At 36.7% G+C, this 24,042-nt stretch carries 22 protein-coding genes and 5 tRNA genes; 8 read left to right on the forward strand and 19 right to left on the reverse strand.

Annotation, left to right across the window (positions count from 1 at the left end):
- The first annotated feature begins 29 nt into the window (after positions 1-29).
- The gene (locus MKY29_RS02005; RefSeq protein ID WP_340878839.1) at positions 30-1,022 is read left to right on the forward strand and encodes a Gfo/Idh/MocA family protein; all 993 of its coding nucleotides are present in this window, start codon (positions 30-32) and stop codon (positions 1,020-1,022) included.
- Between the two features lie 24 nt (positions 1,023-1,046).
- Positions 1,047-2,105, forward strand: a complete 1,059-nt coding sequence (locus tag MKY29_RS02010; RefSeq protein ID WP_340878840.1) for an aldose epimerase family protein — start codon at positions 1,047-1,049, stop codon at positions 2,103-2,105.
- A 53-nt stretch (positions 2,106-2,158) separates the two neighbouring features.
- Here MKY29_RS02010 and MKY29_RS02015 read toward each other — a convergent pair whose 3' ends face one another.
- The 3 genes from MKY29_RS02015 to MKY29_RS02025 all read right to left on the reverse strand — a co-directional run bounded on the left by MKY29_RS02015 (position 2,159) and on the right by MKY29_RS02025 (position 4,689).
- Positions 2,159-2,971 carry an aldo/keto reductase gene (locus MKY29_RS02015; protein WP_340878841.1) on the reverse strand — a complete coding sequence of 271 codons (813 nt, stop codon included), beginning with the start codon at positions 2,969-2,971 and terminating at the stop codon, positions 2,159-2,161.
- Positions 2,972-3,036: 65 nt separating this feature from the next.
- Positions 3,037-3,912 (reverse strand): radical SAM/SPASM domain-containing protein, encoded by an 876-nt coding sequence (locus MKY29_RS02020; RefSeq protein ID WP_090564995.1) that lies wholly within the window; start codon positions 3,910-3,912, stop codon positions 3,037-3,039.
- 123 nt (positions 3,913-4,035) lie between these two features.
- On the reverse strand, positions 4,036-4,689 hold the full coding sequence (locus MKY29_RS02025; RefSeq protein WP_269922213.1) for a hypothetical protein: 654 nt from the start codon (positions 4,687-4,689) through the stop codon (positions 4,036-4,038).
- A 154-nt stretch (positions 4,690-4,843) separates the two neighbouring features.
- Between MKY29_RS02025 and tlp the strand changes: the two genes are divergently transcribed.
- The gene (gene tlp, locus MKY29_RS02030) at positions 4,844-5,071 is read left to right on the forward strand and encodes a small acid-soluble spore protein Tlp (protein WP_340878842.1); all 228 of its coding nucleotides are present in this window, start codon (positions 4,844-4,846) and stop codon (positions 5,069-5,071) included.
- 50 nt (positions 5,072-5,121) lie between these two features.
- On the opposite strand, the gene MKY29_RS02035 is transcribed toward tlp, so the two are convergent.
- The 5 genes from MKY29_RS02035 to MKY29_RS02055 all read right to left on the reverse strand — a co-directional run bounded on the left by MKY29_RS02035 (position 5,122) and on the right by MKY29_RS02055 (position 5,870).
- Positions 5,122-5,192, reverse strand: a tRNA-Gly gene (locus MKY29_RS02035).
- Positions 5,193-5,197: 5 nt separating this feature from the next.
- A tRNA-Phe gene (locus MKY29_RS02040) sits at positions 5,198-5,273 on the reverse strand.
- A gap of 193 nt (positions 5,274-5,466) precedes the next feature.
- A tRNA-Asp gene (locus MKY29_RS02045) sits at positions 5,467-5,542 on the reverse strand.
- A 3-nt stretch (positions 5,543-5,545) separates the two neighbouring features.
- Positions 5,546-5,620 (reverse strand) — tRNA-Met (locus MKY29_RS02050).
- A 157-nt stretch (positions 5,621-5,777) separates the two neighbouring features.
- Positions 5,778-5,870, reverse strand: a tRNA-Ser gene (locus tag MKY29_RS02055).
- A gap of 261 nt (positions 5,871-6,131) precedes the next feature.
- On the opposite strand from MKY29_RS02055, the gene MKY29_RS02060 reads away from it, so the two are divergent.
- A complete protein-coding gene (locus MKY29_RS02060) occupies positions 6,132-7,670 on the forward strand; it encodes a DEAD/DEAH box helicase (RefSeq protein WP_445677860.1) in 1,539 nt (512 codons plus the stop codon).
- Positions 7,671-7,696: 26 nt separating this feature from the next.
- Complete coding sequence (locus MKY29_RS02065; RefSeq protein WP_340878844.1) at positions 7,697-8,476, forward strand: YqhG family protein; 780 nt, start codon at positions 7,697-7,699, stop codon at positions 8,474-8,476.
- Positions 8,477-8,690: 214 nt separating this feature from the next.
- Here the strand turns inward: MKY29_RS02065 and guaD are convergent, their stop codons facing one another.
- Both guaD and MKY29_RS02075 read right to left on the reverse strand, forming a co-directional pair.
- Entirely contained in the window at positions 8,691-10,046 is a 1,356-nt protein-coding gene (gene guaD / locus MKY29_RS02070) for a guanine deaminase (protein ID WP_340878845.1), read from the reverse strand.
- A 376-nt stretch (positions 10,047-10,422) separates the two neighbouring features.
- Positions 10,423-10,788 carry a DUF2188 domain-containing protein gene (locus tag MKY29_RS02075; RefSeq protein WP_090564984.1) on the reverse strand — a complete coding sequence of 122 codons (366 nt, stop codon included), beginning with the start codon at positions 10,786-10,788 and terminating at the stop codon, positions 10,423-10,425.
- Between the two features lie 107 nt (positions 10,789-10,895).
- Here MKY29_RS02075 and MKY29_RS02080 point away from each other — a divergent pair, with 107 nt between their 5' ends.
- Together MKY29_RS02080 and MKY29_RS02085 are read left to right on the forward strand one after the other, a co-directional pair.
- Complete coding sequence (locus MKY29_RS02080; RefSeq protein WP_340878846.1) at positions 10,896-11,510, forward strand: DUF2238 domain-containing protein; 615 nt, start codon at positions 10,896-10,898, stop codon at positions 11,508-11,510.
- Between the two features lie 129 nt (positions 11,511-11,639).
- Positions 11,640-12,380: a LysM peptidoglycan-binding domain-containing protein gene (locus tag MKY29_RS02085; RefSeq protein WP_340878847.1), complete on the forward strand. Its 741-nt coding sequence runs from the start codon at positions 11,640-11,642 to the stop codon at positions 12,378-12,380.
- A 130-nt stretch (positions 12,381-12,510) separates the two neighbouring features.
- Here MKY29_RS02085 and MKY29_RS02090 read toward each other — a convergent pair whose 3' ends face one another.
- Positions 12,511-12,726 carry a hypothetical protein gene (locus tag MKY29_RS02090; protein ID WP_090564979.1) on the reverse strand — a complete coding sequence of 72 codons (216 nt, stop codon included), beginning with the start codon at positions 12,724-12,726 and terminating at the stop codon, positions 12,511-12,513.
- Positions 12,727-12,972: 246 nt separating this feature from the next.
- Complete coding sequence (locus MKY29_RS02095; protein WP_340878848.1) at positions 12,973-14,265, reverse strand: hypothetical protein; 1,293 nt, start codon at positions 14,263-14,265, stop codon at positions 12,973-12,975.
- Positions 14,266-14,380: 115 nt separating this feature from the next.
- Here MKY29_RS02095 and MKY29_RS02100 point away from each other — a divergent pair, with 115 nt between their 5' ends.
- Complete coding sequence (locus MKY29_RS02100) at positions 14,381-15,034, forward strand: SIMPL domain-containing protein (RefSeq protein WP_340878849.1); 654 nt, start codon at positions 14,381-14,383, stop codon at positions 15,032-15,034.
- A 102-nt stretch (positions 15,035-15,136) separates the two neighbouring features.
- Here MKY29_RS02100 and MKY29_RS02105 read toward each other — a convergent pair whose 3' ends face one another.
- The 7 genes from MKY29_RS02105 to MKY29_RS02135 all read right to left on the reverse strand — a co-directional run bounded on the left by MKY29_RS02105 (position 15,137) and on the right by MKY29_RS02135 (position 23,778).
- On the reverse strand, positions 15,137-16,786 hold the full coding sequence (locus MKY29_RS02105) for a methyl-accepting chemotaxis protein (RefSeq protein ID WP_340878850.1): 1,650 nt from the start codon (positions 16,784-16,786) through the stop codon (positions 15,137-15,139).
- A gap of 19 nt (positions 16,787-16,805) precedes the next feature.
- Positions 16,806-17,783 carry a BMP family lipoprotein gene (locus MKY29_RS02110; protein WP_340878851.1) on the reverse strand — a complete coding sequence of 326 codons (978 nt, stop codon included), beginning with the start codon at positions 17,781-17,783 and terminating at the stop codon, positions 16,806-16,808.
- A 662-nt stretch (positions 17,784-18,445) separates the two neighbouring features.
- Positions 18,446-19,867 (reverse strand): aldehyde dehydrogenase family protein, encoded by a 1,422-nt coding sequence (locus MKY29_RS02115; protein WP_340878852.1) that lies wholly within the window; start codon positions 19,865-19,867, stop codon positions 18,446-18,448.
- 175 nt (positions 19,868-20,042) lie between these two features.
- A complete protein-coding gene (locus MKY29_RS02120; RefSeq protein ID WP_340878853.1) occupies positions 20,043-20,609 on the reverse strand; it encodes a PepSY domain-containing protein in 567 nt (188 codons plus the stop codon).
- A gap of 334 nt (positions 20,610-20,943) precedes the next feature.
- Positions 20,944-21,657 carry a PepSY domain-containing protein gene (locus MKY29_RS02125; protein WP_340878854.1) on the reverse strand — a complete coding sequence of 238 codons (714 nt, stop codon included), beginning with the start codon at positions 21,655-21,657 and terminating at the stop codon, positions 20,944-20,946.
- 73 nt (positions 21,658-21,730) lie between these two features.
- Positions 21,731-23,080, reverse strand: coding sequence for a sensor histidine kinase (locus MKY29_RS02130; RefSeq protein WP_340878855.1), 1,350 nt, complete (start codon positions 23,078-23,080; stop codon positions 21,731-21,733).
- A complete protein-coding gene (locus tag MKY29_RS02135) occupies positions 23,077-23,778 on the reverse strand; it encodes a response regulator transcription factor (protein WP_340878856.1) in 702 nt (233 codons plus the stop codon). Before MKY29_RS02135 ends, MKY29_RS02130 begins: the two co-directional genes overlap by 4 nt.
- Positions 23,779-24,042: the final 264 nt, after the last annotated feature.

The following is a 24,042-nucleotide window of genomic DNA, read 5'->3' on the forward strand; positions in this document are numbered from 1 at the left end:
GAATTTTAAAAGTAAAGGTGGATGATTGGATGAAGAACATTCGTTGGGGAGTATTAAGTACGGCAAATATCGCACAACAACAACTAATACCTGCAATTTCCAGAGCAAGTAATGCAGAGCTAGTAGCAATTTCGAGTCGTGGAAGTCAAGTGCATCCAGTAGCCTCTAAATTAGGTATTACTAAAGCCTATGAAAGCTATGAAGAGCTTCTAAACGATTCAGAAATAGAAGCTGTTTACATTCCACTTCCTAATCATTTACATAAGGAATGGGTATTTAAAGCGGCTAAGCAAGGAAAGCACATACTCTGCGAAAAGCCAGTGGCGCTAACAGCCCGAGAAGCTGAAGAAATGGTAGAAGTATGTCGTGAAAACAACGTTAAGTTCATGGAAGCCTTCATGTATCAGTTACACCCACAGCATCAGCGAGTGAAAGAAATTATTTCCTCAGGCGAAATTGGGGATATAAAGCTTATCAAATCGAGTCATTCCTTTTACTTACAATCCCGTGTTGATAAATTTAGAATGGACAAAGCGATGGGTGGTGGGGCTCTTTATGACGTTGGTTGTTATAGCATTCATGTAATTCGCTATTTGTTAGATTCAGAACCGGTTTCTGTGCAATGTTTTGCGGAATTAGACCCTGAAACAGGTGTAGATACGAGTACATTTGGATATTTAAACATGGGTAGAAACGTGCGGGCTATATTTGACTGTAGCTTTGATATGACTGGTAGGAATGAGTATGAAGTAATAGGTACAAAAGGCACGATCAAAGTACCTTTTGCCTTCCGACCAGATAACAATGGAGGAGTAGGAAAAGTTATTACACAAGTAGCAAATATGGTTCGTGAAGAGAGTGTATACGGGGATTTATACCGACTTGAAGTTGAGCATTTTTCAGATGTCATACAAACAAATGGTGATCCAGAAATTACAGGGATTTCTACTATTAATAATATGCGAGTAATAGAAGCTTGTTATCAATCTATTCAAACTGGAGAACTCGCAGTGATAAAGTAACATAAGAGAGGGTTGAATTGGTGAGTGTTAGTGCAAGAGAAGCTATTTGGATTTATAGATGATCGACCCGTTACATTATTTACAGTAAGAAATAAAAACGGTTTTGAAGTATCCTGCATGAATTATGGTTGCGTAATTACGGAAATTTTAGCATCTGATCGAAGGGGGAAATATGAAAATGTAGTATTAGGATACGATACATTAGAGGAATACGGTCGAAATGCCAAGTATTTAGGAGCGGTTGTAGGTAGAGTTGCTGGTCGTATTAAGGGAGGTTCCTTCCGTTTAGGAGAGGATGCCTACAATATTCCTATGAATGAGAATAACAACCATTTACATGGAGGTCCTAAAGGATTCAGTCATGTATTATGGAATTCTACTATACTGGAAGGTGACCACGAAACAACAATCGAGTTTACTTATTTAAGCCGAGATCGAGAAGAGGGTTACCCCGGAAACCTGGAGATGAAAGTAGCTTATACAATTCTACATGATGAAGATACGTTATCTATTACATACTCGGGTATTTCCGATAAGGACACATTATTAAATGTAACGAACCATTCGTATTTTAATCTTAGTGGAAATCTGAAAAGGGATGTATTAGATCATGAACTAATGATTGATAGTCCTGCTTATTTGGAGTTGAATGAGGAGTTTATTCCAACTGGAAATTTAGTTCCAGTAGAGAATTCTGTATTCGATTTTCGAGAGAGTCGTAAAATTGCTGATGGAGCAACTTCTGTTCATCCCCAAAATGTATTAGTAGGCAACGGTTATGATCATCCATTTTTATTGAAAGAAAACGAATCAAATGTAATGGTATTAACGGATGAGGCAAGTGGTCGGCAACTGGTAGTAGAAACGACAGAATCTGCCGTTGTTCTCTATACAGGCAATAACTTGGGCAACTCTGAAATAATGAGAGGAGAACAACTAAGGGATTATTTAGGTATATGCTTAGAAACACAAGGTCCACCTGATTCCATCCATCATCCTCATTTTCCTTCGTCCATCCTACAAGCAGGAAAAGAGTATAAATCAACAACTACTTATTCTTTTGGGGTTACCATGATTGAATGATAATAAAAATGCCGAGAGAAGTATATAGACACTTCTTCCGGCATTTTTTTCTATTAAAATTGAATTTCATCCGGGTCAGGACCCATGCGAACGTTAGTAGCTAAAGTGGCAATTGCTTCCATATCCTCAGAGGATAACTCGAAGTCAAAGACATCAAAATTTTCTTTAATGCGAGTAGGGGTAATCGATTTTGGCAAAGCAACTCTATCTAACTGTAAATGCCAGCGAAGTACTATTTGTGATGGAGACTTCCCGTACTTTTCAGCTAACTGGTTGAATAAATCAAAATCCAAGAACTTTCCTTGCATTAGTGGGCTCCAAGCCTCTACATGAATACCTTTTTTGGATAAATAATTCACATAGTCGTGCTGTGGTAATTGCGGGTGTAGCTCAATCTGATTGACCATAGGAGTCATCAATCCAGCTGCTTCTAATTGTTCCAAGTGATGTTCTTTAAAATTGGATACGCCGATTGCTTTTATCTTTCCTTCATTGTACAGCTCAATAAGTGCACGCCACGCTTCTACAATACCATCAACTGGCCAATGGATTAAACATAAATCCAAATAATCAGTTTTTAGGCGGTTAAGAGATTCTTGGAATGCTTCTTTTGTACGGCCGGCACGAATATCATCGTTCCAGATTTTTGAAGTTAGGAAGATGTCCTCACGTGCAACACCAGAAGCAGTAATTCCTTTTGCGACTCCTTCTTCATTTCCATAAGTAGCAGCAGTATCAATATGACGATAACCGACTCGTAAAGCTTCTTCTACAGCAGCGGGAGCTTCTGTTTCGTTGTCAACTTGCCACACCCCAAAACCAATTTGAGGGATTTTCAAACCATTGCTAAGTGTAATAAATTCCATATTTATCTCTCCTCTCGAAAATTTAATATTACCATTTGCACCACTTAGTTTCCATTAGAAGTGCTTCAAACTCCAAACCTCTGTCTATATCCACATTTTCTGCACATTTCTTCGACTGCTTCTCTTCTTGTAAATCCATCATACAAATTATTTGCCCGTTCACTCTCAATAATGTCTGAGAAAGAATTATTATGGATATTACCTAAGTTAATAACGCCTTCACCATCTAGACAACATGGTACTACGGTTCCATCTACGAGAATAGCCGCTTGGTTGCGAAGAGCATGGCAAAAGCCTTTTCCATCATCCTCTGGTGCAAGTAAACTCGGCCATTGAAACTCATGATCCTGGTTCAAATAGACATTATGAGCGATTTTGATCCCTTTACCAGGTTGTACTTTTTCTTCAATTTTAAAATCTAGATTATATTCTTTTTCAAGTATTTCCAATGTTTCTCGATTTCTCCGTTGTGCAACTTCTGAAACTTGATCCCTCTGTAAGTTCCATAATCGGTAGGAAATAATAACATTGTGTTCCTTGGCTTCTCGGACAAAATCCAGAATATCTCCTAAATATTTCTCGCGATTTTCTGATCCTTCATGTCCATCGAAACTATGTAAAGAGAAATTGATTTGACGAAGTGCTGGTTTGCCCAATAGTTTATGTCTATTTTTATTGATAAGGGTACCATTAGTTGTAATATTAACTTTAAAACCCTTGGCATGACTAGCATCCAATAATTGATCCACCCGTGGATGTAAAAGTGGCTCACCTTTTACATGGAGGTAAATATATTTTGTATGTGGTCGAATCTCATCTAATGTTTTATTAAATGCATCTAGTTTGAGGATATTTTTTGCTCTACTTGTCGGTGGACAGAAGCTGCAAGCAAGATTACAAACGCTAGTAATTTCAATATACATTTTCTTAAAGGTTTTCAAGGTATGTTCTCCATTCCATTTCTTATTACTCTCATTTTATCAGAATATCTCCTATTGTTGATTAGATTTTGAATATAAAAAAACACCCACAAATGGCAACTGCCCAATTGGGGTGTAATAAAATTAAAGGTCTATAATTTCATCATAACCGACCATTCTATCCATATGACTAGCGATCATAGCTATAATAGTGCTGGCTTCATCTTTTTTAAAAGTAAATGTACTTTCGTCTTCAAGTTCTTCATCATCTGTCCAAATACGACTCACTCTACGGAGAACACCATCACCATTAGCGCTGTCTACACCGAACTGATAAGTTACTTCCATTTCATCATCTATTAGAAATGCAGTGACTTCAGGGGTTTCCCATTCCACATCAATTTCCTCGACAGTGATTTCGTCAGTGTCATCTTCAAAGTCGTCATCATCATTATCGTCCAAATAATACAATTCACTATCACTATCGTCCGTAAGAAACTCGTGAAAACTTTCGTGAACAGCTTCTACAATATCAGTAATATCATCCAATATTATTCTGGTAGGCTGTAGAAGTTCAACATCAAAGCTTTCTACATAGAACTCTTCATTATAAGGATCAAACAGAATGGTACAAAAATAGTCTCGTTCCTCGTCTTCTGTACTAACAAAAAATTCAATTCTTGGATGTTTAGAAGCACGGTTAATATTCATATGACCGACTTGGTCATACTCTTCACAAATCGAATTCAAGTGATCCTGTAGCTCCTCTGTTACTCTGTCAAACCATTCTGTAGTAATAGTCATTACCGCCCTTCATCATTTTCTCCTTCTATCTTGTCCCAACTAAAAAAAATTATTCCAGAGAATGAAAGAAATTAAGTACGACCGAATAATTTTAAAAAGATAGGAGACGATAAAATGTGTATGACAAAAAATAAGAGGAGGAATTGAAGTGACTCATAATAATAAACCAAACCCAGATGATCGTTCAGATAATGCAAAAAAATTAAAAAAAATGGTAAAAAACACAATCGATAATATGGAAGCTGCTGAAGAAACAATGGAACACACCATTGGAAACAATAGGGAAGCCATTAAAGAGAAAAACGAACGTCGAAAAGAAAGTATTGAAGGTTTCCGAAGAGAAATTCTAGACGAAGCAGAAAATCGAAAGAAATAATCAAAAAAAGACCTATTGATTTTTGATCAATAGGTCTTTTAACATTATGAAGCGGGTGAAGAGAATCGAACTCTCATCATCAGCTTGGAAGGCTGAGGTTTTACCACTAAACTACACCCGCATATATGGTGGCTCAGGACGGAATCGAACCGCCGACACAAGGATTTTCAGTCCTTTGCTCTACCGACTGAGCTACTGAGCCAATTCAGTTTGCACTAAGCTGCACATCTCTTCGTCAACTTCATTCGTTCAGTCAGTCACGTACTTTAGTACGTTTCTTCTTTCACTCATTTGTTTCCTCGACCTGTTTGCTTATTCCAAACTTCTAATCGATTTGTGCTAAGCTGCGAATCTCTTTGTCAGCTTGCTTATCCTAAATCTCACAAAATAATAAATGGCGGTCCCGACCGGGATCGAACCGGCGATCTCCTGCGTGACAGGCAGGCATGTTAACCGCTACACCACGGGACCATTTGGTTGCGGGGACAGGATTTGAACCTGCGACCTTCGGGTTATGAGCCCGACGAGCTACCACTGCTCCACCCCGCGACGTTAAAATACTTACAAACACCATGATACTGCGCTCAAAAAAAGTAGGACACCTGCTTCGGCTTCGCCTGCATCGGTGTTAATCGTCATCTTAGTTTGACGATTTGCTCCACCCGCGACAATAAGAAATTTATAACTACCAACAAAAAAATAAAAATGGAGGAGGAAGAGGGATTCGAACCCCCGCGCGGTATGACCCGCCTGTCGGTTTTCAAGACCGATCCCTTCAGCCGGACTTGGGTATTCCTCCGAGGTTAAATAATAGATTTGATATAATTCAAATCATTTGCGACTTTTATATTATATATCATTATCGACAAGAAAGGCAATCTTTTTTTTGTGAAAAAAATAATTAGTTTTAAAACAGCAGTCTTTGTGAGATTCTCTGTGATTTCAAATCAGGAAAATCTAACTAAGCTAGAATTATTGCTAATCGACTTTCTCTTTATTTCACAAACTTAAACATACACTTCTATTTTTGGGACAACCTAAGGAAAAGTAATATGAGGTGATGAAAATGATTATAGAAAAGTCATCGGAATGGGCAGAGGGTTTGATCAAACGTTTGGAAAATATTGAGCCATGGGATAATTGGACTCTTTATAATATGAGCTATGAAATTGTAAAAAATAATTTAATCACTGAGTTTACTGGCCTTCAATCTCCTAAGTATTTGACTAATTTGAAACCACTCGAACATCAATTGAATGTTGCTGAAACGGTTATTGAAAGGATGAATGGAAAAGCAATTTTGGCTGATGAGGTGGGACTTGGTAAAACAATTGAAGCAGGTTTGATATTGAAAGAATATCTTGTTCGTGGATTGGTAAAGAAGGCTTTAATATTGGCTCCGGCCTCTCTTATCAATCAATGGGTGGAAGAGCTGCATTATAAATTTTATATACCAGCTGTGCCTTATAAGAAAAATACTCCACTAGAACATTGTGAAGTTGTTGTTTTAAGTATGGATACGGCGAAAAAAAGTCCTCATAGAGAGCTCATCTTTGCACAGGATTATGACATGATTATTATTGATGAGGCGCATAAGTTAAAAAATCACAAAACCAAAATTTACGAATTTGTGCAGAGTTTAAAGAAAAAGTTTTGCTTACTGTTAACTGCTACGCCTGTTCAAAATGATGTGTTTGAACTATTTAATCTCATTTCTCTATTAAAACCTGGGCATCTTGGAAACTACGAGGCATTTCAGTCGGCATTTTCTGCTAGTAAACATGACTTAGAGCATGATGATTACTTGAAAGAATTAGTAAACCAGGTGATGGTTCGAAACCGTAGACAAGATACAGGGATAGAATGGACGAATCGCCAAGTTAATATTATTCCGATACAGTTTTCTGACGAAGAAAAAGAAGTGTATGAAATGATAGTGAACCTCAAAAATATCTCTCCTATATTTTCAGGTGCATTTTCGATGATTACACTTCAAAAGGAAATGTGTAGTAGTAAGGAAGCTACATTTCTTACATTAAATAAAATGCGGCAAAATTGTTCAAATCCCGAGGAAAATGCTTCTGTTGAAAATGTTATGCAAAGATTGATGGCATTAGAGACAAACTCAAAAGCAGAAAGAGCATATGAAATAATTTCACAAGCAAAGGATAAAGTAATCATTTTTACAGAATATAAAGCAAGTCAAGCTTACTTACAGTGGTATTTGCATACAAAAGGTATTACAAGTGTGCTTTTTAATGGGAAATTCAATAAAAATAAACGAGATTATATGAAGCATTTATTCAAAGAACACGCCCAAGTATTGATAGCTACCGAATCTGGTGGGGAAGGTATTAACCTTCAATTTTGTCATCATGTGATCAATTACGATTTACCGTGGAACCCGATGAAGTTAGAACAACGTATAGGACGTGTGCACCGGCTTGGCCAAGAACATGATGTTCATATATACAATTTGGCAATTGATAACACCATTGAAATAGATATTTTGCAGCTGCTCTACAAAAAAATTGATGTTTTTGAAAAGGTTGTAGGTGATTTAGATGATATATTGTCCGCTTTCAAGAAAACGATTTAAATTGGGACATGTAAAGGAGGATATATATGTATCCGCAACAGGTTCAACATTATTTGCGAACTTTTTTCACTGAAAATAATTGTCAGTTTGTGAATGATACGGATCATTATCTTACCGTTCAGCTAACGATTGATATGGATAAACGAATAATGAATAGACCCTATTATTGGCAATACGTTGAAAGCATTGGCGGTGTACCTTGTCCGTCACAGCTCACATTAATAACTGACCAAACAAAATTAAAAGAGAACATTAAAGGAGAATTGGTACATTTCGGATCACCACGACTTGGCCAACTTTTTCAAGTAACGCATGAAATGGGTACTTTTATCCAAATGTTTGAACAAGTGGAGGAATCGAACAAACGTCCAATTTTAACTCCGTGGCTAGTGGTGAATTATAAAGTTTCATATTACAGTAACCAAACGAAAGAAATGCTTCATTCACTTGGTCTTAATCTAATGAATGGCAGTATCATAACGGACTTTCATGCTTCTTTAAGCGAGACAAATATCGCTCCCGAAATGCCACCTAATGCTTTTCTATTACCTTTCGTTATAAAACCAATTCGTGGTTTAGAACGGCTAGATGGAGTAGTTGAAAACTTCATTCAGAATGATGATCATTCATGGGCAGCACAAGCGGAAAAAAGGTGGCAACGTGATATACGAGTATTAGAATTTTTCTATGAAGGTGTAGAAGAAAAACCCGAGAGCTACGAAATGGAGAAAACAGCATTACAACAACAGTATGAAGCAAGAATAAAGATAGAAATTATAAATGGAGGCCTATTTTATTTAAAATAGGCCACTCTAAAAACCCATCTTGAGTTTTTATTCAAGATGGGTTTCATGTTATTTGCGTGAGCTTCATGAGAAAAATAAAGCGGCAGAAGTAGACGGTTAATACTAATCTATTTAGAGCTAGCTGCCTATCAGCGGGTTACCAGTAACTGACTTACTAAAGTATATGGAAATTTTCTGAGTTTTTGATTTCAAAAACTTCAGAAGTTATTCATTATTAACCTCGAGAGTGGACTCTTTCTCCTTGAACCCAAACTTCTCGTATATTTTCAGGTCGTATAAGATACATCATTTTTTGAAAAGCATCCTGTAAGTCATGATTAGAATCATAAAGAGGGAGATTAGTTGTGTCGATTACTTGTACATCCCAAATATAATTTTCAGCTAAACGACCAATAGGTAGGCTAAGACTGTCACCTCCACCTACAGTAGCGAGGTAGAAGGCTTCGTTGACTGTGACACGTAACCCAGGAACTCCACGTTCATCTGCCGGAAGTTTTGTATTCACTCCATCCTCTAGCATTCTAGAGGAGATTACCGATTGTTTTATATTATCGTAAAGACTCGGAGAAAAACCTCCTGATATATCTGTCCCTAACCCGATTTCTACACCCTTTGAATGGAAGTGTGCGATTGGGATGACACTATTGGCAAAGTAGGCATTGGAAATAGGGCAATGAGCTATTGCAGTTCCTGTTTCAACAAATAAATCAGCATCCTCGTCACTTATGAAATTACAGTGTGCCATTACGGATTTATCACTTAACAGACCAAAATCATTTAAAGCGAACGCATCATTTTTCTGAAACCGATCCTGAACGTATTTATGCTCCCAATCACTTTCACTACAGTGAGACTGTATGTGCGTATTATATTTAGCTGCAAGATTTCCCAATCCTTGTAATGCCTCATCAGTACAACTTGGTATAAAACGAGGAGTTACAACTGGATATACTCCTTGCTTAGAAGTCTCACCTAATTCTTTAACGGCTAGTATAAATTCTTCTGTATCGGCTAAAGCAGTATTTGTATCAGTATCTCGATAGAAGTCTGGATTTTCTTCGGGATTATCCATAACTACTTTTCCAACGAGTCCACGTTGGCCTTTTTCTGCGCATATTTGTGCGAGTAATATACTTGCCTCTTTATGCACTGTTGCAAAATAAAGAACCGTCGTTGTTCCATTCGCTAGAAGGGTACTGACAACATCGTTGTAAACTTTATTGGCGAAATCTAAATCCGCGAACCTAGATTCAATTGGAAATGTATATGTATTTAACCAATCATTTAGTGGGATATCTAGCGCTGTTCCTGCCTGCGCCCATTGTGGTGCATGGACGTGTAAATCGACAAATCCAGGCAAGAAATATTGATGATCCTCTAACTGATGGAAATTTTCTTTTCCTTTATAGGAACTGACTAAATTTTGATATTCTGAATGTTCCGGAGCAATAATTTTATCAATCATTCCATCTGCATTCACAAAGAAAAGATTATTTTTTAATATTTGTACTTCTGTTGGGGATTTGCTCGTAAAAGCTGTCCCTAGAAAAATCTGTGTATAATCTCTCATAAAATTCCCACCTCATTTAAATAAGTTTATTGTACCAAAGTAATGGATCAATTACCTTTAGCTTAGCCATGCGATAGGCTATACAAACTTTTCTTGTTGGATACTACTTGCTTAATTGAGTGAAAGGTGGCGACTCCAGCGGGATAAGGAGAAAGTCAAATATGTTAATATTTTCTCATTCAATAAAAGCCCCACCGTAAAGGTGAGGCATTTTTTAAATAAAAGTCTAAGAACCCAACATTATGTCATTCAGTGAAAAATTCAACTGAAATGGCAATCATCAGCCTCATTTCCTTCTTAAGTACCTTAAGTCTTAACTGATCATTCTATAGTTTCTTATCTTTAAAAAAAACACAGAAAAGTATCTGTGCTTTCATTAATCGTATAAAGTATCCTGTATAGAGCCATCTTCCTCATAAATCGTTAATATTCCGTTTTGTTCATTTACATATGGTTTTGCTTTTTGAAGTAGTTCTTCTTTCGTTTCCTCTACTATTATGGCACGTTTACCGTCTGCTTTCATGAGGACCCAGTCAGTTTCACGAGAAATAACTTCGTATGTGACACGTTCCTCTCCATCACCATGTATTGCTTTTCTTGCCTGAGAAGTAGCGATAGAAATCGCTCGTCCCTCCTCATAATCATCTTCTAACAATGCATTGGCAATTTCAATGGCTTTCTCCCTTACATCTGCATCTAAGTTTTTCATTGAATCAGGATAATCGCTTTTATTCCATGGCATAGTAACGCCTCCTTAGCATCCGTTTCCCCGTTTTTGAGGGTCTGAAACGTATATGAATCATTAAAAGCTATTTTGGACATTCTATATGATGAAAGGAGGAAGGAAGTTTGGGATATCAAGCAAGCTCTAAAATACATATTAACTTACTTATTATTGTTATCCTCGTATTAATATGGTCAGCTATCAACCCATTAGATTATCTAGATTGGCTAGCGGAAGTAAGCCCAGGATTGGTTATTATTATCATACTGACCTTAACCTATAGGAATTTCCGATTTACAACATTGTCATACTTTATCATAGTCTTTTTGTGTATTCTTACATTTATAGGAGGTCATTATACATATTCTGAGGTTCCTTTGTTCAATTGGATCAAGGAGGAGTTTGATTTAAAACGGAATCATTATGATCGTATGGGCCACTTTTTTAAAGGTTTCTCCGCAATTGTAGTAAGAGAGTTATTACTACGCCTTACACCATTATCAAACGGAGCTTGGTTGTTTGGAATCACGACAAGCATCATCTTATCCATTGCAGCATTATACGAAATTATTGAGTGGTTAAGTACCAAAATTTCGAAAGGTGGCAAAGCTGCTAAAGACTTTGTAGGTATGCAAGGAGATCAATGGGATGCTCAATGGGATATGGCGTTAGCCTTCACAGGTTGTTTAATCGCTTTACTAATCTTATCGAAATGGCATAATAAGTTACTAAAAAAGTAATATTACAAATGTTGCAACGTGTCGAATTTTGTCACTTAAATGATATTTTCTTCTAATGATATTGCAATGGTTCTGTCATATGTAGGTGGTATGATGAATCTCGTTAGTGAAAAGGAGGAAATTCATTTTATGAAAAAACACATTATTGCACTAACCGCAATTGCAACACTATCAGTAGGAGCGGCAGGACAAGCGTCTGCATCAAGTGTTCATACGGTAGAAAAAGGAGATACACTTTGGTCTATTTCTCAAGCAGAGAATGTAAGTGTACAGGACTTACAGCAATGGAACAATCTTAATTCAACTATTATATTTCCATCTCAACAATTAAAAGTAGAGGAAGCTCTAGAAACTTACGTTGTTGTTTTAGGAGATACATTATCTAGTATTGCAAAAAAACATAATATGACTATAAAACAATTAATGACTAGTAATCAGCTAACTAGTGATTTAATCATACCTGGAGATAAATTAGTGTTGGAAGGATCGAATGTTATACAGCCTAAAGTAAGTGCAGCTACGACGACTTCAGCTACTTCAAACGCTCCAACTTCGGAGGCAAAAGCAACTGCTTCTGTTGAGAAAGAGTTAACGATGACTTCAACAGCTTATACAGCGTCATGCGCAGGTTGTTCGGGGATTACAGCTACTGGTATTAACTTAAAGGCAAATCCAAATCAAAAAGTTATATCTGTTGATCCAAATGTAATTCCATTAGGTTCTCGAGTATGGGTAGAAGGCTATGGAGAAGCAATTGCTGGTGATACTGGCGGTAGTATTAAAGGAAATAAAATAGATATTTTCATCCCGTCTAAACAAGCAGCGATCAATTGGGGACATAAAACAGTGAAAGTTAAAATTTTAAATTAATCCGTATGAATAAATGTAGAGACCAAGCGAATATATTCGCTTGGTCTCTCTTACTTTCGTTAATACATAACTTCAAGCGTTGATCTATTAAGTTACGAAGGTATAAATTAGAAAGTAAATTCACTACTCATTATGCAGGGAAGTCTATCAAGGAAATACGACGACAATCAGCAACTACTAATCCGCCCAATTCTTCTCTAAAATATGCAAGATGCGTATCTTCTTCAAAGTTTATAAAACGAAATACGGACTCACTGAAACCATCCACTACGATTTCGTTTACACGTTGATTTGGAGAGAGCGTTGCTAATAAACCACAAATACCTTCTTCTCTTCTTTGGTTCATGTTTATACACCTCCTTTAAAATTCTCCTCGTACTGGAGGAGATACTATAATATATTAATTTTGAATCTCAGAGACTAAGTTAATATCCTAATAGTGGAAAACAAATTTGTAGAGAGGGTTATACACTGAGATTTGCAAGTAAAAGAAGTTTATAAAGTAATGAGTCTCCAATTTCAAATAATGTTAGAATCAGAATAATAAAAAAGTTGATCATGACTGAAGTCATAACCAACTTTTTATATACTCTTATTCCCAATGAATGCCTTCTATTTTTTCGATATCGATGGAGATAGTTTGAGTACCACTTGCAAAAAAAGCAATTCCCGTATTTTGATTGACTAAAACTAGTTTTTCTACGGGAATTGCTACACCACTTAAAATAACTTGTTTGATGGGGGAGTCTGGGGGGAGCTTGGATAGATGTCTACCTATATTTCCTTTAGCATATAATATTTTTTCGATAGACGCTTTTACTTCAGTTAATGTGTCGTTATGTCTTACTTCAGTCTCTTTTATGTTCCCTAAGCTATCGGTTACTTTTTTAAGTTGCCGATTTTGATTATCGGATAGTTGAAGCAAAAAACCTTGCTGTCTATTAAGGCTATCTTGTAAGTAATTGTATATGTCATCCTGCTGTGTTATTTGAAGTTTGATTTCCTCAAATATTAATTCATCCATTTCCTCGGAAAGTTCCTGTTTTTCACTCAGACAGTTATTGAAATGGTTTTGTTCTTTAAACTGATTTAAGATTAAGTCAAACTGATTATTTTGAGTTTCTGACAACTCAATTAAAATTTCTTTTTGTCTGTTAAATTGTTCGTTTAATAGATTAAATATTTCTTCCTGGTGATCAATCTTAGATAGGACGCCATTGGAAAAAATGGTGTTATTTTGTATTAACTCATCTTGTTTATCGGAATATATTTTGTACAAGAGGTTCTGTTCTTTTAAGTTTTTCGATACGATAGTAAAAAAGCGATTTTGTTCTTCTATTACATTTTGTATTATTTCCCTTTGCGTATCAAATTGTTTTCCATGTTGGCCTAATTGAGCATTAATGTTGTCGAGAGAACTGTTTTGTTTAATGGCAAAGTTATTAAGGAAATTTCGTTGTCTATTTACACTTCCTTGTAATTTGGTTAACGCTCTCTCTAAATTTTCTGTTCGTTTATTAGTTACCTCGTTAAATTCAGATTGGTTATCCAAATGAACATGGATTACTTGAAGTGTTTGCCCTACTTTTTGTAATTGGGACTTGGATTCTTTTGAGGTTTGTGCAAAATTAAGCAGTATCTTTTTAATATTTCCATAATCATATCTATGATTATTATTTAACTTGTTAAGGATTATGTTTTGATCACGTATATCATTTAAAATTGTTTTGCAGGATTGGTCCAGCTGAGAAACACAGTTCATAAGATGCTTATTTACGGATGTTTGTTCTTCTAGAAACTCTAAATGGGGATTGTTGTAAAAATGATTTTGGTTATTATTCTTTCCCAGGGCAGCGGAAACTAAATGGACCTTCGATTCTTTCACTTCTTCATACTCCTTTTACACTGAAAGTCATTATGCCTTATTTTATGAACGTTATTGTTATTTGTGATGAATAAAGTTGTTGTTAAAATAAACATATAAAAAAGGTGGTAATTCCATGTTGTATTCAGGTATTCCAACACTATCGGTTCCTATGGTGCGAGTCATTACGGTAACTGGTAGTGGGGTGGTAGAGGTCACACCAAACTATGTTCAACTTCAAGTAGAAGTAAGGACAGAAGGGGAAGAGGTACAACAAACACAGGCTGAAAATGCGGAAATCATGAGCCGCGTTATTCAGTCTTTGTTGGCTTTAAATATCCCGAGGGAAAATATACAAACAGCGGCTTTTAATGTTTTTCCTCAATATGATTATATAGAAGGAAAACAGTTATTTAGAGGATATGAGGTGACGAATGCTATTACGGTTAAAATAGACGATGTTGGAAAAGCTGGTATAGTAATCGATACTGCGGTGGCGAATGGTGCCAATAGTATATCGTCAATTCAATTTGGACTAGATAATCCAGAGCTTGTTTATCAACAGGCACTTCAGCGGTCTCTACATGATGCGCAAGTTAAAGCTCAAACCATTGCGCAAACGATGAAGCTCACACTACATCCACAACCAATTTCCATCGTGGAGGAGCAGCAACAAAGTGGACCAGAGCGTTATAAAACGTTATCTATGGCTAGTTCACAGGCGGGAACACCGATTGAGCAAGGGGAGATTTCTATAACTGCAACCGTTACTGTAAAGTACCAATATTAAAATAACGGACATTTTCTTAAACTGGGCGACTGCTTTTAAAGGTCCATTAACCACAGCTAAAAAAATCCCTGTGTATGAAATTTATACACAGGGATAATTTTATTAAATATTAAATTTAGATACTCTTACTTGTAAATCCTCAGCAAGGTTTGCTAAAGAGACAGCCGCAGCAGACACTTCTTCCATTGATGCAAGTTGTTCTTCGGAAGCTGCAGCAACAGAAGATGAACTATCAAATGTGTCGCTTGCTACTGTAGACATATTATTAGCTTGTGTTGCAACGTCTCTTACAATGTTATGAATGTTATTTGTTATGGACGATATATCTCCAACTTGTTCTTTTACTTGCCCTACAGATGTCAGGATATCCTGGAAAGTTTCTTCTGTATGATGCGCGATTGTAAGCCCAGAATCAACTTTTTCCTTAACACCATTAATAGATGTTACCGTTTGCTTCGTATCCTTTTCAATTTCGGTAGCAATATCGGATATGTCAGAGACCGATTTTCTAGTTTGTTCCGACAGTTTTCTAACTTCATCTGCAACTACTGCAAAGCCTTTACCTGCTTCACCAGCACGTGCAGCTTCGATCGCCGCATTTAAGGCAAGCAGATTAGTTTGTTCGGCAATGTCCGTTATTAGTTTTAATATGTGAACAATCTCTTTAGAACGCTCATTGAGCGTAACAAGTGCTTGATCTGTTTCTAATACTGCATCATTTATTAATTTCATCTGTGCTACAGTATCTTGAACGAATGCAGATCCTTGCATGGTTTTCTCATTTGTTGCAATCGTTATTTCCATTGTGTCTTTTGCTTTTTCTGCAATTAGAGTTATTGCATTTGAGCTTTCTTCAGCAGAGCGAGCTGATTCTTTTGCCATATTTGTTTGGTGTTCTGCTCCTTCTGAAACCTGTTGAATTGAAGTAGAGATTAGTTCGGTACCCTTCATGGTCTCGTCTGCACTTGCCATTAACTCTTCAGCGGAAGCTGCTACTTGATTGGAGCTATCAGAGACATGGGTAATGACTTCTCTTAAATTCAGCGTCATTTGTTCAAAGGATTTCTGTAATGTAGCCACTTCATCACGGGTTTTTACCTGTACAATATCTACAGCAAGGTTTCCATTTGCAATTTCCTCAGCATTTTTGGTAATGTCGCGTATTGGTCGAACAATCCTGTTTGTAAAGAAAATCACCAATGTAATACTACCAACTAGTAAGAGGACAATTAAAATAATCGAAATGTAAATAATTCCATCAATCTTGTTTTGCAAATTACTTTGCATAATCGAATATTCAGCAGTAATATTTCGTTTTAATCGAATCACATCATTGATTAATCCTTTGGTACGTGTGGATTGTCGTTTTATCTCTGCAAGGTTTTGCTCTGAAATTGCTTGATTGGAATAATTTAATATTTCTTCGTACTTTTTAGCTATGCTAGTATTCAGTTGTTTCTGATCGGTTGTTGTTAAGGAAGGAGTTAGCTGATCGTTTATAGATTTTGTTGATGCTAAATCTACCTCAATATCATTTTTATTGCTTTCTGATATGTTAAGGGAATATACACTTAATGATTTTTGTAAACTTTTTGCTGAACTATTTAACTCTTCTACTTTAACTAAAGCTTCCACAATTTCTTCCGTAGAGGATTTTAACGCCGTTAGTTGAATTATGTTATAGGCGATGATGCAAGCAGATAGTAGCAAAGGAATAATTGATATCATTAATATCTTCTGTTTAAGCTTCATTATTCAAGTCACCTAATTTCTAATGTAGTATTTTAATGGAACCACTTGCGATATCTTCTTGTAGTTTTGCTAATCGATTTTGCTCAGCAGTAGATAGATCGATTACACGAATTGGTGCTATACTTACGCCATTTTCTTTTATTCCTAATAGTTGATCTTTTTGGGGAATTTTATTGGTTTCTACAAGTTCTTGAACGGTATTAAAAATAGCGACGTCCACTTGTTTTAGCATAGAGGAGACCACTGCTTTCTCAGCCAAATAAAACTGGTCGCTATCTACTCCAAATGAATAAGTACCTGAGCGCTGTGATTCATTTATAACGCCTACTCCTGTAAATCCAGCAGCTGGATATATAAAGTCAGCTTTAGCTGAAATCATTTCCGCTGCAATGCTTTCACCTAATTTATCGTTACCAAATTCACCTGCGTATTTAGACAAAATAACAGCATTCGGATTTTCAGACTTCACTCCAGCCGTAAAACCTTTTTCAAATTTATGAATGAGAGGAACATCCTCGCCTCCAACAAATCCTATGACATTACTTTTTGTTTTCATGCCCGCGATTGCTCCTAATAAAAACGATGCTTCCTCTTCTTTAAATGTTACATTGTATACGTTGGGTAGCTCCGATTGAGCATCTATCAGTAAAAATGATTCTTCTGGATATTTTTTTGCAATAGTTTCGAGATCCTCTTGGATGGCAAACCCTAGTCCGATTATTAAGTCGTTACCGGATTTCACTAGCTCTTCTAAGCCTTTTGCATATGTATCTGTATCATCAATTTCACGGTAATCAAATGAAATATTTAACTCGTCACGTGCTTTTTCTAAACCTTGGAATCCTAAATCAGAGAATGATTGATCTCCAAGTCCAGCGTCGGAAAGCATAATACCGACTTTTAGCTGATGGGATTCAGAAGTCGTGTCCTTCTCAGCACATCCACTTATGACCAATAAAAACATGAATAATAACCCAATCACAATACTATTTTTCATAAAGCCACTCCTAACATAATAAATATTGTTGTACTATACTACTATCGATTCAAAACCCGAGATATTTAATAGGTTTTGTTTACATTAATAATTCAGAAATTTAGAGGGGAAAGAAAAAGAGGAGCCATAGTTTGGCTCCTCTTTTAAAAGATAGGGTATAAAATGTTCTGTGAACACTGGATTCGTAGAGTTTTAAAGAACGAATAGTCCTGTGATTTTTTTCTGGGGACGCTTTCCGCGGGCGAGGCAGAGCCTTCTCGTACTCTACGCTACCGGTGGGGTTCCACTTCCATCAACAAGTGTGTAGTCTTCTGTTATAAGATTGGAAAAAGCCTATCGCTTAGAAAAGTGGTACAAATTTAGTGCAAACACCATCTAAGATAACTGTTGAAGTTGAAATGCTGTCATCCGATGATAAATGCGGACAGTAAAATTTCTTAATAGCGTACAGTTCAACATTATTGACTTCAATTATCCGTTTACTTCAGGCGCATGGTTGATTGGAGCGTAGCGAAAATCTTTTTTGCGACGAGCTTGCGCAGGAGCAAAGGAAGCGGCTGAAGCCGTGCCCACGGAAAGCGTCCGCCCAGAGCCGAAATCAACAATATCTATGTTTCTGTTCTTAAAACATTATTATTTATTACTCGAATTTTTATCTTAGGTTATTGCTGATTCCAAACAACCAGCTTTGTCTCTGTCATTTCATGAATTGCATATTTAACACCTTCTTTACCGGTACCGCTTTCTTTCACACCTCCGTATGGCATTTGGTCAATACGATAGGTAGGAATATCATTAATCATGACACCTCCAACTTGTAATTCCTTCGAAGCTTTAAATGCTGTTTGTATATCATTTGTGAAAATGCCAGCCTGTAAACCAAAATCGGAATTGTTGATAGCGGAAATGCCTTCTTGAATAGAAGAAATACGGTTAACTACAACGATTGGTGCAAAAACCTCCTGGCAAGAAACTTTAGAGGTTGAGGAAACATTTGCTAAAATAGTAGGTAAGAAAACACCATTTTCTATTGTGCCACCAGAGATAATCTTAGAGCCTTGTTCGACTGCTTCTTGTACCCAGCTTAGCGCACGTGCTTGTTCGTCGGGATGAATCATAGCCGAAATATCTGTTGATTCATCATCTGGGCTTCCAATTACGAGCTGGTTTGTTAGTGTGGAAAATTGCTCCAGAAACTCATCGTATATTTCATCCATTACATATGTGCGCTGTAAAGAGATACATACCTGACCTTGGTTAGAAAATGCACCCATTACGCATTTTGGAACAATTTGAGCTAAATCTACATTTTTGTCGATAATTAAGCCTGAGTTAGAACCAAGTTCTAGAGCTACTTTCTTCAATCCTGCTTTATCTCGAATACCTTTTCCAACTGCAGGACTACCAGTAAATGTTATCATTTTTACTTTGTCGTTTTTGACTAGTGCATCTCCAATGGTTTTTCCGCTACCCGTCACTACATTGAATACACCTTTTGGCAGTGCTGTTTGATCGATTAATTCCGCTAAAAAGAGTGCAGAAAGGGGAGTTTGTGAGGCTGGTTTCAAAACGATTGTGTTGCCAGCAGCAATTGCAGGACCAACTTTGTGTGCTACTAAGTTTTGTGGGAAATTAAATGGTGTAATCGCCCCAATTACTCCAATTGGTTCTTCAATTGTATAGCCAAAACGGTTTGCCCCGTTTTTTGCTGCGTCCATTGGAATCATCTCTCCAGTTAATCGTTTAGCCTCCTCTGCAGCGAATTTATAGGTTTCAATCGTACGATCAATTTCACCTAATGCATATTTAATAGGTTTAGCGGCTTCTAAAGAAATGATTTCCGCAGCTTTCTGACGATTATCCATAAATAATTGTGCAATTTGTTCTAAAATGGCTGCTCTTTCGTATGCAGTTAAAGCTGCCATTTGTTTTCTTGTTTCATACGCAATGTCAATTGCTGTTTCAACATCTTCAAGAGTAGCTTGTGGAATCTGTGCTATAGCTTCTTTTGTATGGGGAGAAAGTAGTTCTGTATATTTATTTGAAGATTTCCATTCACCATTTACGAAATAATGCTTTTTCATCGAATCATCCTTTCAAGATTATACTTAGTGTGATTAGCCGATATGGATCGCAATATAGCTGAAATACCTGTTCTAACTCTACCATACCCATTAATACCAGTTCTAATATTCCCATGTATTCTAGTAATCAAAAAAATCGCTTGATGCGTGCACATCAAGCGATTAGTATTATATTTTAATCGTCATAACGATCGTCGTCATCATCGTCGTCTAGCTCAGATTCGAGGATCTTCCCTGTGGTTGCATCGACTGTAAACTCTGCTTTGCCCTTGGCTGTGCGAAGCTCAATTTCATATTCAAACTGACCATCATCCGAATCTAATTTGATTTCTGAAAGTGTTCCTTTAATTTGTTTCTGAGCAATTTCAATTGCTTTAGCTTCTGTTATAAGCTTAGCATTAGTAGGCACTTGATCATCATCGTCGTCTTGGTCATCGTCATCTTCTCTTATATTTAAGACTTTTGCTGTGTAAGCTTCGACGCGTACTTCGTATTCTTTAGATTTTTCTGCATCGATATCTACATCATAAAATGTCTTTCCGTTTCTTTGTTCCAATTCTACACTTTCAATTATTCCATCTACTTGCGTAAGTGCCACTTCTTTAGCCTTTTCCATACCGATCAATTTTTCGTTTTGCGATTTACTTATTTTAAGGTTGTCGTCATCTGCTAGAGCATTAATCGTAAGTCCTCCGCTAATCACAAGTGCAGCTGCTAATGAACCAATTACTATTTTTTTCATTTATTTCTCCTCCTAAGTTTTGTTTGCTTTACATGTACTACTATAAACAACCAAAAAGAAAGGATGGGGAGGGGAAGGTTAAAATTTGGATAGAAAATAAATTTACACTCGTAGGAAGATTGGAAAAAATTCCTGATTCGCAAGTAAGGGTTACACAAGCAGTATATAGATAGACCTCAAGTAAATAAAAGTGAACGTAAGTAAACATCGAAACATCACAATGAAGTGCTTCTGCACAAGCACGTAGAGATAAAAGAGTATGCGGCAGAACAATTTTTCAAAAAGAAAGGTTGGTAGCGGTAGTTGCCGCGACCAACCTTATTTAGGGCTTCTTTTAATCCTCCCAATCTACCGATTTCACTGTACCAGTGTATGCATCAACTTGGACAACTGCTTCACGATCGTTTTCTCCATTTTCAATCTCAACCTCCACCAAGTAGTATGGTGTTTGACCAGAAGGGTGATGAAGTTCTACATCATCATCTGCAACGCCTTTTAAATGTTCTGCTGCAATAATGAGTGCCTCCTGCTCAGTGAGGATTGTGCTTTCTGTTGTTACGGGTTCTTCTGTTGGAGCATGAGTTGACTCTATTATGGAACCGTTATACGGGTCTATTTTTAGCGTGATTTCCTCATTTTCCTTCTGAACAATTGCTTCGTAGTATGGGGTATCTGTATTATTTATAAAATGAATGGATTTTAACTCACCTAGTGTAGCAATTTCTTTTTTTATTTGATCCTTAGTCAGTTTATTAAAGGGAGGTGCTACCTCTTCAGTCGTCATTTGTTCTAGTGAAAGTATATCTCCTTTTTTTGTATCCATCCTAACAATGTAAACACCATTCTCCATTTGAATTTCAATCTGATACTCGTTATCGGATTTCGAAACGTGGATAATTTCACCTGGATATTTTGCTAGCGCAGTTTCTTTCAATTCCTTTTCTGTGAGAGTCTTAGTAGAAAAAAGAGATAGCCAAAGCACACCGAATACTAACAAAACTACTAATATGGTTCCTCCAATTATCCAACTGGATTTATTTATCTTCATCGTATGCGTCACCTCATGATTCTGTCTGTTGCCAATAGTGTACAACTCGAAAGTTAGAATTCGGGGAGAAAGTCTATTTTTCTTTTTGCATAAAAAGCGTCACGACTGTGCCTTGGTTTTCTTTACTACTTAGTTCAATTCGTGCACCGAGTGCATCTGCAATATCTTTTGCCATAGTTAGTCCGAGGCCGGAACCACCTTGCTTCCTACTTCTTGCTTGATCAACTCGGTAAAAACGATTAAAAACTTTCGGTAGATCCTCTTTAGGTATGCCAATTCCTCTATCCTTGATTTGGATAGTGGTCTCTTTTTCTGTCTGTCCAACGTGAATAGTAATTGGGCCATCACTATACTTACGCGCATTATCTAAAAAGATGAAGAGTAATTGCTTCAGCTTTTGAATGTCAGCATAACCAATTATCTGCTTGCTCCCTTCGACAAATAAATCGCGGTGATAAGTTGTTTGAAAGGTGTTCGCTATTTCCTGGACAAGCTGGCAAATGTTAATCTGCTCCATTTGGAGAATCCATTTTTCCTGTCTTGCAATGGACAATAGCTGCTCTGTCATTTCTCGCATTCGAATAGCCTCAGAGTGGATGGCATCAATGGATTCCTCAAATAAGTCTGGCCGTTCTAAACCTCGTCGCTTCATTAAATCTGCATAATTTTCAATAATTGTTAAAGGAGTTCGAAGCTCATGTGATGCATTGGAGACAAATTGTTCCTGCTTTTCATAGTTTTTTTGAAGCAGCGATATCATATGATTGAACGTTTCTCCCATTTCTACTAGTTCTCCCTCGGTAGTATCCTTTAGCTCTAATTGTTTAAATTGACCGTTTTTTTGTATATCTTTCATTGTATTAATCATTGTACGAATTGGTTGGATGATTAAATTGCTTAAAATTCGACTAGAAATTAGGGTTGGTAAGACTGCAATTAAAGTTACAAATATTAAAACGATTCCTAATAAATGAATCATATCGTTAGTAGGTTCAATACTAGTGGTCATCTGTAAATTCACAACAGATCCGTCAAGCCACACCATGGGGAACGATACAAAAACATATGATGTTCCCTCATATGTTAACAACTCACTAAACTCTCCGTCGTAAAAGTTATTGTCCCGTGAACTTAGTTTTCCCTCAGATAGGGAGGTGATTTTATTGTCAGTAGTTAAGTCCTCTTTCAATAATTGAATCATGCCGTCCACCGGTACGTTAGCACGTAATAACTCACTAGGCGCTATACTGTCAGCCGCTATTTTGATATCGGTGACCACCTTTTCGACCTCTGCTTGTGTACGCTCTAGTTCATTTTCTTTCATTAAATGACTAAATACAAAATAGATAGAAGAATTCATGATTATCAACAGCACGATAAATAATACCGACGTATATAGATTTATTTTATTACGTAGTTTCATGTGGCATCCTTCAGGACATATCCTACGCCTCTCACTGTATGTATGAGTGCAGTCTCATGATCTGCATCGATTTTTTTACGAAGGTATCTGATATATACATCGACGATCTTTGTATCCCCATAGTAGTCGTAGCCCCATACCGATTCAAGAATCTGTCCGCGATCCAATACTTGTCGCTTGTTTTTCAGTAAATATAAAAGTAAATCATATTCCTTTGGAGTCAAACTGACTTCTAAATCACTTCTAAAAACATCTCTTGTTTTTTCATTAATTCGTAAGTCACTAAACTGAATCCACTCGTCATCTATTGGACTTGTAGGAATAGTGATTTGGCTCATTCTTAGCACTGCACGAATTCTAGCAAGCAATTCTTCCATTCTGAAAGGCTTTGTTATGTAATCACTTGCGCCAAGGTCTAGACCAGATACTTTGTCTTCAATAGAATCCTTGGCAGTCAATAAGATAATTGGAACCACAGAATTTTTTCCTCTAATGCGTCGTAGTAATTCAATTCCACTCATACCTGGAAGCATTATATCTAGTAAGATCAAATCCCATTTTTGTGAAAGGAACATGTCAAAAGCCTCAATCCCATCCAAAGCCTTGCCGGTTTCATAGCCTTCATAGTCCAATTCAATTTCAAGTAGCCTTACTATTTTTTCTTCATCTTCTACGATTAAAATCGATTCCTTAGACAAGTTATTCACACCTTTCGAATCCATTAGTAGCTCTATTATATCAATAATAAATGACCCATGGAGTAAGAGAAGGGTTAGGTTTAAAGAGGAATCTGAAAAAAATAATATTATTTTAGAGGAAATAGGGTAAACCAACAATAATAATTTATACTTGAAAAGTTTGAATAGCCTTTCATTTTACATCGATTATTCTATTTGGTAATATGCGATTGAGTCGTCTGTCGTCAGACATCAATCAACCCGGATATTAAAAGTAGTGTTTAC

The organism is Psychrobacillus sp. FSL K6-2365, from assembly GCF_038003165.1.
Classification (GTDB): domain Bacteria; phylum Bacillota; class Bacilli; order Bacillales_A; family Planococcaceae; genus Psychrobacillus; species Psychrobacillus psychrodurans.